This is a genomic window from Ruminococcus sp. YRD2003 (assembly GCA_900109435.1).
GTDB classification, from domain to species: Bacteria; Bacillota; Clostridia; order Oscillospirales; family Ruminococcaceae; genus Ruminococcus; species Ruminococcus flavefaciens_G.
In genome coordinates this window covers 23,223-37,465 of the sequence record FNZT01000010.1, presented here as the reverse complement: position 1 = coordinate 37,465, position 14,243 = coordinate 23,223, and the positions used below count along the sequence as shown (strand labels likewise).

General features: G+C 46.1%; 11 protein-coding genes and 3 tRNA genes. 6 read left to right on the top strand and 8 right to left on the bottom strand.

Annotated features, from left to right (window positions below; translation table 11 throughout):
* Window positions 1–9: 9 nt before the first annotated feature.
* The 3 genes from BMX22_RS09230 to BMX22_RS09220 all read right to left on the bottom strand — a co-directional run bounded on the left by BMX22_RS09230 (window position 10) and on the right by BMX22_RS09220 (window position 3,767).
* Window positions 10–1,755 (bottom strand): HlyD family efflux transporter periplasmic adaptor subunit, encoded by a 1,746-nt coding sequence (locus BMX22_RS09230; RefSeq protein ID WP_074742187.1) that lies wholly within the window; start codon window positions 1,753–1,755, stop codon window positions 10–12.
* 162 nt (window positions 1,756–1,917) lie between these two features.
* Window positions 1,918–2,883 (bottom strand): carbohydrate ABC transporter permease, encoded by a 966-nt coding sequence (locus BMX22_RS09225; protein ID WP_081349156.1) that lies wholly within the window; start codon window positions 2,881–2,883, stop codon window positions 1,918–1,920.
* Window positions 2,883–3,767: a carbohydrate ABC transporter permease gene (locus tag BMX22_RS09220; RefSeq protein ID WP_074742185.1), complete on the bottom strand. Its 885-nt coding sequence runs from the start codon at window positions 3,765–3,767 to the stop codon at window positions 2,883–2,885. The genes BMX22_RS09225 and BMX22_RS09220 overlap by 1 nt, the downstream gene beginning before the upstream one ends.
* A 620-nt stretch (window positions 3,768–4,387) precedes the next feature.
* On the opposite strand from BMX22_RS09220, the gene BMX22_RS09215 reads away from it, so the two are divergent.
* The 5 genes from BMX22_RS09215 (at window position 4,388) to BMX22_RS09195 (ending at window position 6,653) form a co-directional block, all read left to right on the top strand.
* A tRNA-Gly gene (locus tag BMX22_RS09215) sits at window positions 4,388–4,461 on the top strand.
* 133 nt (window positions 4,462–4,594) lie between these two features.
* Window positions 4,595–4,671 (top strand) — tRNA-Arg (locus tag BMX22_RS09210).
* Window positions 4,672–4,793: 122 nt separating this feature from the next.
* A tRNA-His gene (locus BMX22_RS09205) sits at window positions 4,794–4,870 on the top strand.
* A gap of 460 nt (window positions 4,871–5,330) precedes the next feature.
* Window positions 5,331–6,254: a CPBP family intramembrane glutamic endopeptidase gene (locus tag BMX22_RS09200; protein ID WP_074742184.1), complete on the top strand. Its 924-nt coding sequence runs from the start codon at window positions 5,331–5,333 to the stop codon at window positions 6,252–6,254.
* A 3-nt stretch (window positions 6,255–6,257) separates the two neighbouring features.
* Window positions 6,258–6,653, top strand: a complete 396-nt coding sequence (locus tag BMX22_RS09195; protein WP_074742183.1) for a helix-turn-helix domain-containing protein — start codon at window positions 6,258–6,260, stop codon at window positions 6,651–6,653.
* Between the two features lie 41 nt (window positions 6,654–6,694).
* On the opposite strand, the gene BMX22_RS09190 is transcribed toward BMX22_RS09195, so the two are convergent.
* The 3 genes from BMX22_RS09190 to BMX22_RS09180 all read right to left on the bottom strand — a co-directional run bounded on the left by BMX22_RS09190 (window position 6,695) and on the right by BMX22_RS09180 (window position 11,289).
* Window positions 6,695–7,921: a tyrosine-type recombinase/integrase gene (locus BMX22_RS09190; RefSeq protein WP_074742182.1), complete on the bottom strand. Its 1,227-nt coding sequence runs from the start codon at window positions 7,919–7,921 to the stop codon at window positions 6,695–6,697.
* Between the two features lie 57 nt (window positions 7,922–7,978).
* Window positions 7,979–8,179, bottom strand: coding sequence for a helix-turn-helix domain-containing protein (locus tag BMX22_RS09185; protein WP_074742181.1), 201 nt, complete (start codon window positions 8,177–8,179; stop codon window positions 7,979–7,981).
* 92 nt (window positions 8,180–8,271) lie between these two features.
* Complete coding sequence (locus BMX22_RS09180; protein ID WP_074742180.1) at window positions 8,272–11,289, bottom strand: ATP-binding protein; 3,018 nt, start codon at window positions 11,287–11,289, stop codon at window positions 8,272–8,274.
* A 311-nt stretch (window positions 11,290–11,600) separates the two neighbouring features.
* On the opposite strand from BMX22_RS09180, the gene BMX22_RS09170 reads away from it, so the two are divergent.
* Complete coding sequence (locus BMX22_RS09170; protein WP_074742178.1) at window positions 11,601–12,542, top strand: hypothetical protein; 942 nt, start codon at window positions 11,601–11,603, stop codon at window positions 12,540–12,542.
* A gap of 153 nt (window positions 12,543–12,695) precedes the next feature.
* Here BMX22_RS09170 and BMX22_RS09165 read toward each other — a convergent pair whose 3' ends face one another.
* Complete coding sequence (locus tag BMX22_RS09165; protein ID WP_074742177.1) at window positions 12,696–13,268, bottom strand: recombinase family protein; 573 nt, start codon at window positions 13,266–13,268, stop codon at window positions 12,696–12,698.
* On the bottom strand, window positions 13,268–14,242 hold the full coding sequence (locus tag BMX22_RS09160) for a class II glutamine amidotransferase (RefSeq protein WP_074742176.1): 975 nt from the start codon (window positions 14,240–14,242) through the stop codon (window positions 13,268–13,270). Before BMX22_RS09160 ends, BMX22_RS09165 begins: the two co-directional genes overlap by 1 nt.
* Window position 14,243 lies beyond the last annotated feature (1 nt).

Below are 14,243 nucleotides of genomic sequence, written 5' to 3'. Positions count from 1 at the left end.
CCCACCGCCTTATTTATCCTTCATGCGTACTTGGTCTTTCGGTTCGACGGGCTTGCTCGAAGCGGTGATGATATATTCGCCGTAGCCGAGGTTGCCTGATACAGCGCAGGATGTTTCATCCGATGCGAGCACCTCCACGGCTACGCGTTCAGCGTAGTAGCGGTTGCCGAGCGGCGAGTTCTTTGACACGACCGTGAGCACGAAGTCTCCGTCCTTGTCATGACCGACAGCGTTCTTGGGCACGATAGAATCGTAATTGCCGCCTCCGCAGGGGATAGACAGCTCGACAAACGAGCCCGAATCCACGTCGCCCGTAACGGAGAAGACGATTATCTTGTTCTTCGAGCCTGCAACGGAGTCGCTCTTGATGTCGGTAACGACGGCTTCTACCCCGCCGAACCAGTTGTTGACCACTTCTGCGGCAGTACCCTTCTTTATCTTCTTAGCCTTGTCTGCTTCAACGCTTATCTCGACCGTATATCCCTCCTCCGCGAGGTCTATCGTCATCAGAGGAGTGTCGGGCAGAGTCGTATCGCCCACCTTTGCGGTGAGATTGTTCACGATACCGCTGTACTTGGCGATGATATCGGTCGAGCCCGTTTCGGACTTGAGCTTGTTCACCTTTTCGCGTGCCTTATCGACCTCTTTCTTCTTGGCGCTGAGGTCGAGGTCGTTCATTTTCTTGGTGTTCTCGTCGGACTTCTGCGTCTTGCTGAGGGCGTTTATCTGGTCTTCGAGGAGGCGCTGCTTTGCGGTCACATCGGCGTTGAGGTCGTCTATGCTCATACCCGCGCCCGTATTCTCGGACTCATACGCCGCTACCTGAGCCGCATACCATTCGGCTTCGGACTCGGCTTCAGCGAGCTTCCCCGAGATATCCTCACGCAGCTCGAATTTTGCCGTCTCATACTTTTCGCGGGCCTCATTGCGGGCTGTCTCCTTAGCCTCCATATCCTCCCTTGCGGCAGTCATTTCGGCTTCCGTAGCAGTCGAGCCCTCGGCAGAGAGCGCCGTATATATGGCGCAGGAGGCGTTGTAGTCGCTTTCGGCGGTATCAGCCTCGCTTTTTATCCCGAGGATATCGTTCGTGTACTCGGCGGGAGCCGTGCTGTACACGTCGGAATCAATGGCAGCGATGACGCTCTGGAGCTTAGTCTGCAACTTTGTATAGTAAGCGCTCTGCTTCTTGTCGTCCTCGTATTTTTCCTTAGCCGCACGAACGCCGCTCTGTCCCGCGACAGCCGCATCGCGCTTGGCTATAGCCGCCTGCAAGTCCTCGCGGGCGTTCTTTATCGCCTGATTCTCGCTTGAATAGTCGGCAGCGGGAGTGAGTATCGCCTTCTGGTAGTCGAGTTCAAGAGCTGCGAGAGCGTCCTCGGCGGCAGTGAGAGCCTCGGAATCGCCCGCACTCACAGTGAGGAGCACATCTCCCTTTTTTACCTCCTTGCCGTTCTTGCAGTTTATAGCCTCGATGGTCTTGTTCCCGTCGACAGTGACGTCCCACGACTGATTGGACATCACCATTCCGCTTCCGCGGATACGCTCGGTTAGCTTTCCCGAGTTAGCGCGCTCGGAGGTTATCTCCGCGAGCGAGCGGTTCATGATGGTATTCGAGAAGAAAGTCAGCACGAGCAGCACCGCGAGGAAAATGATTATCACGGTTTTGATTATCTCACGTTTTTTCCTCGGGTCTTTTATCTCTTCGTCGCCCTTTATATCCTTGGCGGCTTTTATATTCTCTGTATTTTCAGCCATGGTGTTGTACTCCTTATATTGTTTTTGAGCTGTTGTGTGTAAGCCGTTAGCCGTTAGCCTTTAGCCGATAGCTCGTTGTATCGCCTTACGGCGATATTTTTTGAAATAATCGTCCGCGGAGCGGACACCATAAGCTAAAGGCTGATGGCTAATAGCTAATGGCTATCCTTTTATTCCGCCCGAGTAGGTTATGCCCTCGACGAGGTAATCCTCCCCGTAGAGGAACATGAGTATCGTCGGCACCATATAGACAGTTCCGACAGCGAAAGCGAGACCGATATCGCCCGTATTTATCTGCGAGAGAAAGACCGACAGCGGGTGCAGGTCGGTATTCTTCATCAGGACGAGTGGCTGCTCGACCATGTTCCAGTAGTCGATAAAGACGAGCATCGCGATAGAGACTATCGCGCCCTTGCACAGCGGCATATATATCTTTGAGAGTATCTGCAATTCGCTTGCTCCGTCGAGCTTTGCCGCCTCGACGTACGAGACGGGTATGCGCTTCATTACCTTAGTAAGCAGGAAAATGCTGAACGGCGAGAATATGCCTGGGAGGATAACCGCCCATCTCATATTCTCTATCGACTTGTTTATCGTCTCCGCGAGCTTTGCGGGAGCGAACGAGACGACCGAAGCCGCATTGTCCTTGATGAAGTCGGCAACGAGGAAGTTCGGCACGAGCGTTACCTGATAGGGCATTATCATGAGAATGATATAAGCGAAGAAGATGATGCTCTTGAACTTGTTCGGGTAACGTGAGAAGCCGTAAGCTGTGAGTATCGCGAGGAGCACCTGAAACACCGTAATGGGAACGGTAAGTATCACCGAATTCCAGAACTTCAGCAGATAATCGGGGCTTTTGAAGAGCACGCTCGCGTACTGGTCAAAAGTGACTTTGTCAGGGATGAACTTGAGGTTGACGTTTTCGGAGATAAAAGTTTTCTTGTCGTCGGTCATATTGCCGAGCATCGCTCCGTAGTTGGCTGTTATCTCGTTTGACGTCATAAAAGAGTTAGCTATCGTCAGTACGGTCGGGAGCAGGAACATCACCGCAACGGTACCCGTGAACAGCATGATAATGATGTTGAAAATACGTTTTCTTGTATGTCTGCTAATACGTCTGCTCATCAGCTTTCCACGTCCTTTCCGAAAATTTCCTCGGCAATAAGGAGAGCGGCGATGATGACTATCATGACCAGCGAGAAGAGCACAGCCGCAGCGGACAGCTTCTGGTAATCGAGGCTGTTGAAGGTATTGTTCATGAAGTGCTGGAGCATATACATCTTGTCATAGGGGTGGTCGCCCGTGAGCAGATAGACCTCGCGGAAGATCTTGAATGAGTTTATCAGCGAGAGTATCAGCACGAACAGGATAGTAGGGGAGAGGTACCTGAGCTTGATATGGAAGAACTGGTATATCCTCCCAGCGCCCTCAAGCTCGGCGACCTCGAGGATATCGCGCGGCACAGCCGCGAGCGCCGACATGAAGAGTATCATGTTGTAGCCGATGTTCTTCCAGAGGAACATGACGATGATGATGAGCTGACCGTGGCTGGACTTCATCCAGTCGACGCCCTGCACCCCGAAGAGTTCGAGCATTTGGTTTATGGTGCCGTGGTTGTGGAAGAGCACCTGCCAGACCAGCACGACCGACGCTGTAGGCACCATTATCGGGCTGAGGAAGAAGGTGCGTATCACGCTTTTGTAAGGGATATTGCGCTCGAGCAGAGTTGCGAGCCAGAGGGAGATGACCATCACGAGCGGCACGGATATCAGCGAGAACGTGGAAGTGTTCAGAGCGGCACTGCGGAAAGCAGTGGCTTGGAACAGCCTCTTGAAGTTCTCCAGACCCACGAACTGAGCGGTTATGGGGTTATTTATCACGGAATAGTATACAACGATGCAGAACGGTATGAGGAAGAATACGAGCACGCCTGCAAGGCTTGGCAGCACACACAGGTTGCTGAAAATGCGTTCTCCTCTTCTGCCGCACTGACTGTTTGGTTTCTTCATTCTATCACTACCCTTGTTGTTTTATCTCTTTTGTTCATTTGCCGTGAAAAGTGTTTCTATATATAAGTGTCATTTGCGGGCAAAAAAGACGAAGTTTAAAGAAATTTTTATTTTTTAACATTCGCAAAAATATTCTTTACGTATATTATGATATAACGTTAACAATAAAAAGTCAATGGATTTTGCAAATATTTTGCAATTTTTTAGCCGAAAATTCGCAATATTCGAGCAGGAGCCCGATGCTCCCGCAAGTGTTCGGGGAGTAGGCGCGAAGGCTCCGAGCAGGACTGAGCAGAGAGCGCGAGCTTGTCAACCGAGGTTAACAAAATCGGAGGACAGACCGTTGTTATTGTACTAATGATGATAGTACAGCTCCTACGGCTATTATGATATCACTTTGACAAGCAATTGTCAATAGCTTTTGCAAATATTTTGCACATCGGTACAAACAGCGCAAGAAATGGCAAAACTCACCGAATTATGGTCAGCCGCGACTATAGTTTTGCGCTCAAAAGGCGCATAGAGAGGAAGTGTTTTTTGTACACTTTGACTTTTTTTAAAGCTCGCACTTGACAGGCGAAGTCCATTGTGGTATAATGTTTTCTGTTGAAACTTCGTATGCGGGTGTAGTTCAATGGTAGAATGTCAGCCTTCCAAGCTGAACACGTGGGTTCGATTCCCATCACCCGCTCCAGCACGGTGTCCGTGCAGCCAGTTCGCGAGGTCGCTCGCAAAGCTCGCTTAGTCTGTGCGGAACGGTAGTCTGCTTTCGCGGTTCTGACCTGTTCGTGCGGCAAGTTCTTTTGGCTTCGGCAATGTTTTCAGATGCGCCTTTAACTCAGCTGGATAGAGTAACTGCCTTCTAAGCAGTAAGCCGCTGGTTCGAATCCAGCAAGGCGCGCCAACGCCGAGCGGGCGCGCGCGGTTCGCGTCGTCGCTCGCAAAGCTCGCTTAATCTGCGTGGAACAGTAGTTTGTTCTCGCGGACGATAGCAATGCCGAATATGGCAACAACTTAATATTGATGGTGGGTGTAGCTTAGCTGGTTAAAGCGTCGGATTGTGGTCCCGAAGACCGTGGGTTCGAATCCCATCTCCCACCCCAGAAGAATAGGCACTTTCTCGTTTGAGAAAGTGCCTTTTTCGTTGTTTTCCTACATTTTTCCTACACTTTTTTGCAATTCTTGCAAGATCAAGTACGGATAAAGACAATTAATAATCAACGGAATAGTTCTTTCGTCCTTCGGGGAACGGTTCTTCTGTTAAAGCGTCTTGACTACTCAATTTTGATTTATATAATATCAGTTCGTGCTCCCTCGCGGAGCACTTTCATTTTATTCGGCATATTGCTTTAGACGGGCTGCTGTGATATAATATGTTCAGAAGCACTTATGGATACAGTTGAGAATTTGGCTATAAATAGCCAATGCAACGGGGATTAACGTGATTGTTAACGTTTGTTGACGGATTTCCAAGCGCAGTTGGTAGACTTCTTGGAGCTGAAATGGTACGATGTATTCATCAGAAAAAAACTATCGCCAAACGATAGAAGGAGGAATTCATCTATGAGAAAATTCATCAAAAACATAAGCCCATTCAACAACAGAACAGATATGCCGGCCGCTATGTTAGTTATTAAAAAGCTTCTTGCGTTCATACTATGCTTTGCGGCAGGCACACTTTTAGGCAATGCCGTTGTCATAGGCGCGATGATCGTCGGCGGAAAAAAGTTTTTACAGGGCGAGACTTTCACCGAAAGCACTATGGAACTGCTGGGTCTGTATGCTATGGCAGGAATGATAGCCGCAAGTGTTCTTTACTGGAAGATCATAGAAAAAAGAAATCTCTCCGAAATGGGTGTGACCGGGCGCATCGGAGGCTTGTTTGTAGGCGCTCTCATAGGCACCGTATTGCTGTTTGTCTGTGTTGCTGCGATCATGTTAACGGGCAGTATCAGTTATGAAGGCTTATCCAAGGATACGAATATTCCGATGCTGATGCTTATGCTCGGCGGGTTTATTATTCAGGGGGCGGCTGAGGAGTTCCTGTGCAGAGGACTTGTACTCTGTTCGCTCAAGGACAGAGTGCCTATGCCTGTCGCTATATCAGCAAGTACGTTCGTATTCACCTTTAATCACTGGGGCAATTTCACGGGCAGCGAACCGAAATATATTTTCTCAGGTGTGTTCTGCCTGATCGTTATTTCGTGCGTATTCTCGTTTCTGACACTCAAAACCAAAAGCATATGGGCTGCCTGCGGACTTCACTCCGTGTGGAATTTCTGTCTGTGCTGTGTTCTCGGACTCAATCTCAGCGGCAGCGAGGGAGCTTCAACCGCGCTCATCAATATGAGAAGTGTTGGAAACAATCTTCTCAACGGCGGGAACTACGGCATAGAAGCAAGCATTATCGCTGATATTGTCATAGCTGCGGCAGCTGTACTGCTGTGGCAAATATATAAAAAGAATAATACAGAAAGGCAGGCATGAAATATGGAGTTCAATAATAAACTTTACGAACTGCGTAAACAGAAGGGATTTTCTCAGGAGGAACTCGCGAACAGGCTGAATGTCTCGCGTCAGACTGTCTCGAAGTGGGAGGTCGGCGATTCTACGCCTGATATGGAGAAGCTTGTCGCTATGAGCGACCTGTTCGGCATTTCTCTTGATGAACTGGTGCTGGACAAATCTCCCGAGCCTGCACCCGTTGAGCAGGTGCCTGTAAAGTCTGAGCTTTACAGCGATATCAAGAAACACGTCCTGACTGATGATAATAAGAAAAAAGTCAGGAAAGGCACAAAGATAGCCCTTATTGTCTTCGGTATCATTCTTGCAATAGATGCAATATCATTTGTCGTATATGTTGCCTTTAATGGTTTGCCCAAATAAAACACGCAGGCGCTCCCTATTCAGGAACGCCTGCTCTTCATTTATCCTTCATTGCTGTCGCCGAACAGATCCGTGAAGCAGCTGGTGATATAGTCCATTTCAGTCTTTTTATCTGAATCGTCGGTATGGCTGTACACGTTGAACGTCGTGAGGAAGTCGCTGTGTCCTGCGTAGTCCTGCACCTGCTTTACCGAGAACGCGGTATTATTGGCAAGGAGACTGATACATGAGTGTCTGAGTTCGTGAAATCTTATGTGCGGAAGCTCGTTTTCGTCGAGGAGTTTTATGAAGTAATGTGTTATACTGTCCGGCGTTATTAACGCACCTACAGGGTTAACGCAAAGGAAATCACGATATTCATTCGTCTCCCTTATCATATTATCCTGCTCCGCTTTCAGAGCCTTAAGGTAGCTATAAAGAGCATCGTTCATAGTGAAGCTTCTTTCGCTGCTTTCGGTCTTGAGAAAGTATTTCAGTATAATATCCTTCGGTTTACGGCTGTTTGTGTGACCTATGACCTTATACGTCCCATGTGGGAGTATACTGGAATCGCCTACAATAACACTCTGATTTATGTGCAGCAGTCGGTTCTCAAAATCAACGTTGTCCCATGTGATACCAACTATCTCAGACCTTCTGAGTCCGAGCACCATAGCGAGTATAACAGGCGTTTCTATGTATGAGCCTTTAGCAGCATTTGCAAGAGTATTAAGTTGCTCGGCGTTATAATAACGGCTTTCCTTCTTGACCTTAGTCGGTCTGTCAATGACCCTCATAGGATTCTTGATGATAAAGTCGTTCTTTTCGGCGTATCTAAATGCAGGACCGATAAGGCTGAGAAGCTTATGTACAGTCTTAGGACTTCTTCCTTGTTCCAGTATATGCTCACAGAATACCTCTATATCATGTGCTTTGATCTCTTTCAGAGACTTGCCGTCCTTGAAGTATGGGGTGATATGCTTATTAAGAGCACAGATGTAATCGTTGTAGGTAGTCGGAGACATCTTGGTCTTGTTGTTTTCAAGGCAGTATTTTGCACACTTGTCCAACGTCCATACGGAAAAATCACTGTCAACGATGCCGTCAAATCTGGAAACTATCTCCTTTGCCTTTTCATCTGCAAGCTTCTTATTGATAACCCTTCCGTATTTATCATGTGCCTTTACGCCTGTGGAAAGCTGCTTGCGTTTGTTCTTGCCTTTGATGTCTGCAACGTAGAAATTGACGTGCCACAGACCTTTGTTTATGTGGAGCTTATAATCTATCATAGTTATCCTCCTTAAAAATCCGGCTGCTGTTTATCTCAGCAGCCGTGATTGTGGTCATTAGTTATCCATTGAATGTTTGTTCAGATACTCGATGATGTATATCTTCGGTATCTTATGCGTACTACCGATACGGATAGAGTGTATATCGCCTTTTAACAGTTCAAAAGCCTTATTTCTGCCAATATGCAGCATCTGCATCATCTGCTTCGGCGATACGATATCGGGGTACTCTGTGAAAGTGTTTTCCTTAGTCAGCATAATCGTCCTCCTTTCCGAGCAAGATACTTGACCTGCTCCGACTAATTTAATAAAATATATGTATCGGTGGCTCCCCGAAGGGAGCGCCCGTATTAATAACAACCATAAAGCTCCTTGAATTTGTCGTAGAGCGGAGTCTCGACAAAATCGACCATTCTGCCTTTCAGCGTGATAGGCTCATTTTCTTCGGTTTCCTTGTTGTAGCCGTCAAACTCATCAATAGTGTCACCAGCCTTGAATGTGTTGAAACCAGCGTCAGCAGCGTTGCTGTAGCCGAGTTTCTGGGCCACTCTATCCTCGGATTTGCCAGGACGGCAGAAGCCCTTCATGTTTGCCTGTTTCATCACATCTAGTTGTGAACTTCCCTGATTGAAGTAATCCTGGGTTGCTCCAGCCAAAGCAGTATGGAACTTGCGTCCCTGCTTCACAATTGTCTGAAGAGGAGCACCCGTGCTGAAATCTTGATCTATAAGCTCGTCGATAGCTATAGATACGAATCCAGAGTCATGGGACATCTGCCAGTTGAAGATGCTACCGGCTAGCATATCAAGAAGCTGGTGGTTACCGTCACCAACTTCATTACCGAGATTGATGACGATGATTTTTTTGTTCTCTATAAACAAATCATCCCATGTCTGCTCATCGTATCCTACCGCACTGATATCAGCAAGGACGGACTCGAGGCGGTCTGCTATCTCAGCACCGAAAGCTCCTGCCTGCTCCAACTTAGAGCGGAGATTATTAAGGTCGATAGAGTATTCCTTATCCTTAAGATAATCAGACAAGAACCCTTTAAGCTTTCTTGATACGCTCTTGTCGAGAGCGCCTGTAGCTGCACGGAGAACGCTATATATAACTTTTTTCTTATCTGGAAGAGTCTCACAGCCTCTCAGAGAGCCGAGGTCAATAGGTACTGGATCCTTTCCAGCACCGACATTGATGAACTTAAAGAGCTTTTCAACAACCTCTACGGGGAGCATCTTCAGAAGCTTTTTCTTCGTGTAGCTGTCGCTGACATCGAAAACAACCACTATATGACCGAGCATGAAGAGCATAGGCAGTATCTGTGCTATTGCCCAGCTTTTGCCTGAGCCAATTCTGCCTGTTCCAAAATAGACATTGTTTTCTTCAGCTTCGTAGCGTAGCATCTTGCCAGCAAACCTTCCGTCGATAGTCTTGACCAACGGAAGTAAGCCTTCGGGAATCTCATCGTACCGGAAGAGAAACGCCTCTTTGTCGATGAGCTCGAAGCGTTGACGATTCTCCTGCGTAAGTAAGGTGTATTTTATAGCATGAACGTACAGGGGATAAGGAACTCCGTCTGATGTTATTGCCGCTATCCTGATGCTCTTCTCACTTTTGGCATTGTTCGGAATATATCCACAGCTGTAAAGAGCAGCTGTCAGGCTATCAGAATCAGCCAAAGACGTCATCTCATCCTTTGCGATAGCAAAACTGTCTGCAGTCTCGATATAGATGCGGCGCTCGTCCTTGTCTATTACTATGGTATGAGTACCCTTGTCATAAGGAGTGACCTCATCCTTCGGTATAAGGCGGAAGTATCCGTCGGTAATCTTCTGGTTCAGAATCTTGCCAAACTCCGAACAAATCACATCATGTAAAGGCTGTGTATCCTGCTCCTGAGAGCTGAGCCAATCTATTATGTATTCCTCTATATCCGGACAGAACAGTGGAGTGTACCACTCATTGTACATCCTCAGTGCCGTCATGAGCATGATGTAAGTATTGTGCTTCGAGCGTGGGATTCTATCCGGAATATTGCTGCGAACTTCATCGACATATCCATTGAAGCCCTTGATAAAATCTCCGTCATTACAGCCGCATTCGGTTCTGTTGATGAGATTATCGTCGAGTCGCTTGAGAGCTGTTTTGTATGCCTCGGCTGTGTATTCGACCGATACGTCTCCGAACTCAAGGACACAACATACTTCCTTGGGAATATACATATCTGCGTAACCGGATATCAACGCTAAGCTGTGATGTACATTGTTGCTTTTGTCCGTAGCTCCAGTAGCATCACTGATCATCAGATCGTATCCCTTTTCAGCCTTTTTCACTTGATCAGCAGCAAACACGTCAATTGCAATAACCATACCATCGTTGATGGTTTCCAGATCAAGCTTCAACGGTTTGATATTCGGACCTATCGGCGGTGCATCCAGCGAGTCATAGCGGGTATTCTTCAGCATAGCTACTGACAGAGCCACAGGAACTTCGGTCGATGGTTTAACAATCAAGATATTGTCCGAATAGACATCCTTCTTAGCGAAGAAGGATGAATGCCAGTTCCCAAATCTGTACAGGAGCAGGAGCTGAAACTCTTTCTGTTCTGCAAACAGTGATTCCAATATCGGCGTTATATCTTCATCTGGCTTTGTTGAAGCACATATGGGATACTGGCGATTCAGTACGCCTTTATCAAGATATGGTCTAATTTCCTCACGAAGCATTCTCGGCGGTGAAAACCTTGTTTTTCCGTCTTTGTTCTTGGAGAACCCCTGTATCGTACCGAAGTATTCAAGCGTTTTCGGATTTGATTCTCTTGTATACTTGGTCAGGATATAGCAAAGCAACTTTCCAATCTCTTTTGTGTCACTTGCATTTTCACCTATCAACAGTTGAAAATGCTGAGTTATTCGATCTGGAGTAAAGTCCTTACCAGGAACAACAGCGGTTGCTGCCGCAACTTCTCCTTCGCCTGGTGAATATCCAACTACAATAGCTTCATAGCCTTCGGGACCCTTGTTATAGCCTTTAACCCAATTTGTGCGGAACGTTAACAAAAATGTGATAGCTTCAATCTTACCGTTCCTCACCCTCAGCTTAAACCATGTAGTTTCACTGTCGTTGCTAACGTAAATATCCTGATTCAGATGTGCAATAAAATCCGGATTACGCAGAAGGTCAGCCATGCTGTTGAACTTTCCGGAAATCTTGTGAAGATTTTTGTCAAACATCGTCAGTGACAGTCCGAGACGTTTCTGAGTATTAATCAATTCCACTGCTGTTGGCAAAGCAGGATTTGTATCAGGCTTGATAGAACTCACGTCTGGAAAAACTTCTCCTGCTAATACTGGCTCTTTGTTCATGATTTTTTATCACCTTTCTTAAAATAATTTTTCGAGCAGTCCGGAATGCGGTGCAAATTGAATTTTGTTCTCTGCAAAACATCAAAAGCCCCATTTTGATGCTTGTGCGGAAACCAAATTTTTATAATTACCGCATCAATGACACTCTGCAAATTTTTTTGCAAGTAGGGTATTGCCGCTTGCATTTCGATTTGCTATAATTATTTTAAGGATAGACGCACGACGAGATGAGCTAAACAAGTTGTGATCTTGTCTCGTCTTGTTTTAAGGTATATTATAATAATTGAACAATTTTTAGAGGAGGTATTGCAATGGCTAAAAACGGCACAGAGTTTTCAAAGTATGCTCAAGCGTTTCATGAAGATATTGATGGCAAGAAAACCAATAATGACATATTAACGCGGGATTTACTTAAAATGGGATTGACCGATAATGATAAAGCTTTTATAGATGATGAGTTCCAGACATATATTGATGACGAAGGAGTGCGTCATTTTGAAGGAAATAAAGGTGGTACCCTCAGAAAATATTACGTCGGAGAGAATGACCTTAGCAGATTAATTCCTAAGCTTGAAACTGAGTTCGATGAAGAATTCCGAGAACGCTACTGTGAAGAGTTACAGGATTATGATGAATCAAGGATAATGAAATTTGCTCGGGATTTAAATATAGCCGTTAATGAGGATGACATTGATATAGTGTCAGAAGAAATCGCTGAGTATTACACTTCTATTGTCATAGGATCGGCAATTAAAAAGGGCGGAAAAGGTAAAAAGGTTAAAGATGAACCCGAATCAGACAGAAGCAAAATTTTACTGTCATATACACTTGAGGAGCCTGAGAAAAATGCTTTGGTTAAGTTATGTGAATTGACAAATGAGACTTTGTGTGATTTAAAAAAACAGACTGACAAAATAAGTGATAAGCAGCATGAGCTTAAGAATCTTACTGATTCAGCGGAAGACCAGAGCTATAAGCCTTACCTTGTATGCGTTATAGATTCATTGAAAGAAAGTATTGATGAAGACTATCCTAAATTAGAACAACTGTGTGCTGATCTTGTCGAATTGATGAAAACTAAAAAAGGTATCCATAATAGCTTAGATACTATTATTTCCATTGCAAGTAACATACACAGCGAAGAATACAAGATAACGTGTCCGGACAAGTTTAATTACAGGATGTTTTCAAATATGGTGACAAGCTTCAATGATAGCTATAACCATCTTCTTCGTGATATAGATAAGCTGTAAAACAACGACAAAGCCTTATGTCATATGACCATAGTCGTATGACATACTCAAAAACTGTGTCATATAAGTTGTTTTTCGGTTTTTGCAATATTGCAAATATAACCGACACCCTAATGAAAGAGAATTGAGCCGGCAGTGCCGGCTCGCTCCTGTTTATGTAATCTTTCTTTTGTACTCTCTGATCCGGCGGTAGAAAGTGTTGGCTTGAAGTCCCATTTGTTTCTGAAAATCCACGGCTGTGATATTTCCGGACTGCCACTGCTCATACAGCTGCCCGAACTTTACCCAGTCGATAGGAATAGGCTGCCGACCTTTGTATTTCCCCTGTGACTTTGCAATAGCGATACCCTCACGCTGACGCTGTAATGTCTGTTCTCGTTCGAGCTCTGAGAGTGCCGCGAAGATAGACAGCACAAAGCGTCCTTGCGGAGTGTTGGTATCGATGTTCTCCTTGCTGCTTACAAGAGTAACCTGTTTTCGCTGAAGCACGTCTATAATGTTGAGCAGGTCTCGCGTGGAACGACCAAGCCTGCTGATACTCTCAATGTACAGGGTATCGCCTTCACGGACGTATTCGAGCATAGCTTTCAGCTCGGGACGGTCAGCATTCTTACCTGACATTTTCTCAGCATATATGCGCTCCACCTGATACTGCTTCATCAGCGCTTCCTGACGTGCGGTTTCCTGATGTTCCGTCGATACACGGATATACCCGATTTTGCCCATTACCAGACCCCTCCGTAGCAGCTTTTATACAGGCTTTCGCCGCACATATACTTCACATCTCTGAGAGCCTCATGGAGCAGGTTCGTATCCATGAGCATTTCTTCTATCTCATCGCAGGTATATCCATACTCCAGCAAAAGCTCAACGTCCTCGCTGTCAACACCATAGCAGCCGCAGTATGCGAGAAGTATCTCTTCGTGTATATTATAATAGGAAGAGTCATCGTACCAGCTCATGTACTTGGAGCGGTAAAGCTTCGGTTCAAATTCCGAGCGAGTGATATCTCCGGTCCTGTCAATACGAATGATATCGCCCTCATCTGTTTTGATCCGTTCATTTGCGAACTTGTGAAGTCCAACGCACTTCAGTGCATTTTTCATGATACTTTCAGTGGAAGCGTATACATACAGCCCGATATCCTTGAAGTGTAGCAGGCACATCGGGTTGCTGCCTTTTATGAAGTATAGGCTGTTACTGTCATCAAGAACTGTGAAGGTGAAGTTGCCCTCCACCGTTTCCGCCATGTATTTTAGGCTATCGAAGTCCAGCTTGTCCTGCGATTCTATGAGCTGACAAGCAGCGTAGCTGTCAGTCTCTATGTGTGTATCGGGTATGAGCTTGTCTTTGCGAAGTTCCTTATCATTCCAGAGTACGCCATTATGGGCAAAAGCGAAAGAAGTATCGCCGGCAAAACCGGCGAACGGATGATTGTTGTAGTTGTATTTCTCATTGCCCTGTGTAGTCATACGGGTATGCCCCATAACTGCTCTTGTTCCTTCCGGCGGATTGAAATGAAGTTTGTGCGCAGGCTTGGGGCGCTTATATATAACGACCTTACCTTCGTTTATGTAACTGATACCCGCAGCGTCAGTACCTCTTTCCTCAGCAGCATTAGCAAGTGCTTGAGTGAGTTTTCGTAAAACTCTGTGAGGGATAATTCCCTGATAATCGAGCCAACCAAATAATGAACACATA

What these genes read in the sequence shown, in the direction of transcription:
- BMX22_RS09230 (WP_074742187.1), bottom strand. Translation starts at nt 1,755, where the DNA reads ATGGCTGAAAATACAGAGAATATAAAAGCCGCCAAGGATATAAAGGGC.
- BMX22_RS09225 (WP_081349156.1), bottom strand. Translation starts at nt 2,883, where the DNA reads ATGAGCAGACGTATTAGCAGACATACAAGAAAACGTATTTTCAACATC.
- BMX22_RS09220 (WP_074742185.1), bottom strand. Translation starts at nt 3,767, where the DNA reads ATGAAGAAACCAAACAGTCAGTGCGGCAGAAGAGGAGAACGCATTTTC.
- BMX22_RS09200 (WP_074742184.1), top strand. Translation starts at nt 5,331, where the DNA reads ATGAGAAAATTCATCAAAAACATAAGCCCATTCAACAACAGAACAGAT.
- BMX22_RS09195 (WP_074742183.1), top strand. Translation starts at nt 6,258, where the DNA reads ATGGAGTTCAATAATAAACTTTACGAACTGCGTAAACAGAAGGGATTT.
- BMX22_RS09190 (WP_074742182.1), bottom strand. Translation starts at nt 7,921, where the DNA reads ATGATAGATTATAAGCTCCACATAAACAAAGGTCTGTGGCACGTCAAT.
- BMX22_RS09185 (WP_074742181.1), bottom strand. Translation starts at nt 8,179, where the DNA reads ATGCTGACTAAGGAAAACACTTTCACAGAGTACCCCGATATCGTATCG.
- BMX22_RS09180 (WP_074742180.1), bottom strand. Translation starts at nt 11,289, where the DNA reads ATGAACAAAGAGCCAGTATTAGCAGGAGAAGTTTTTCCAGACGTGAGT.
- BMX22_RS09170 (WP_074742178.1), top strand. Translation starts at nt 11,601, where the DNA reads ATGGCTAAAAACGGCACAGAGTTTTCAAAGTATGCTCAAGCGTTTCAT.
- BMX22_RS09165 (WP_074742177.1), bottom strand. Translation starts at nt 13,268, where the DNA reads ATGGGCAAAATCGGGTATATCCGTGTATCGACGGAACATCAGGAAACC.
- BMX22_RS09160 (WP_074742176.1), bottom strand. Translation starts at nt 14,242, where the DNA reads ATGTGTTCATTATTTGGTTGGCTCGATTATCAGGGAATTATCCCTCAC.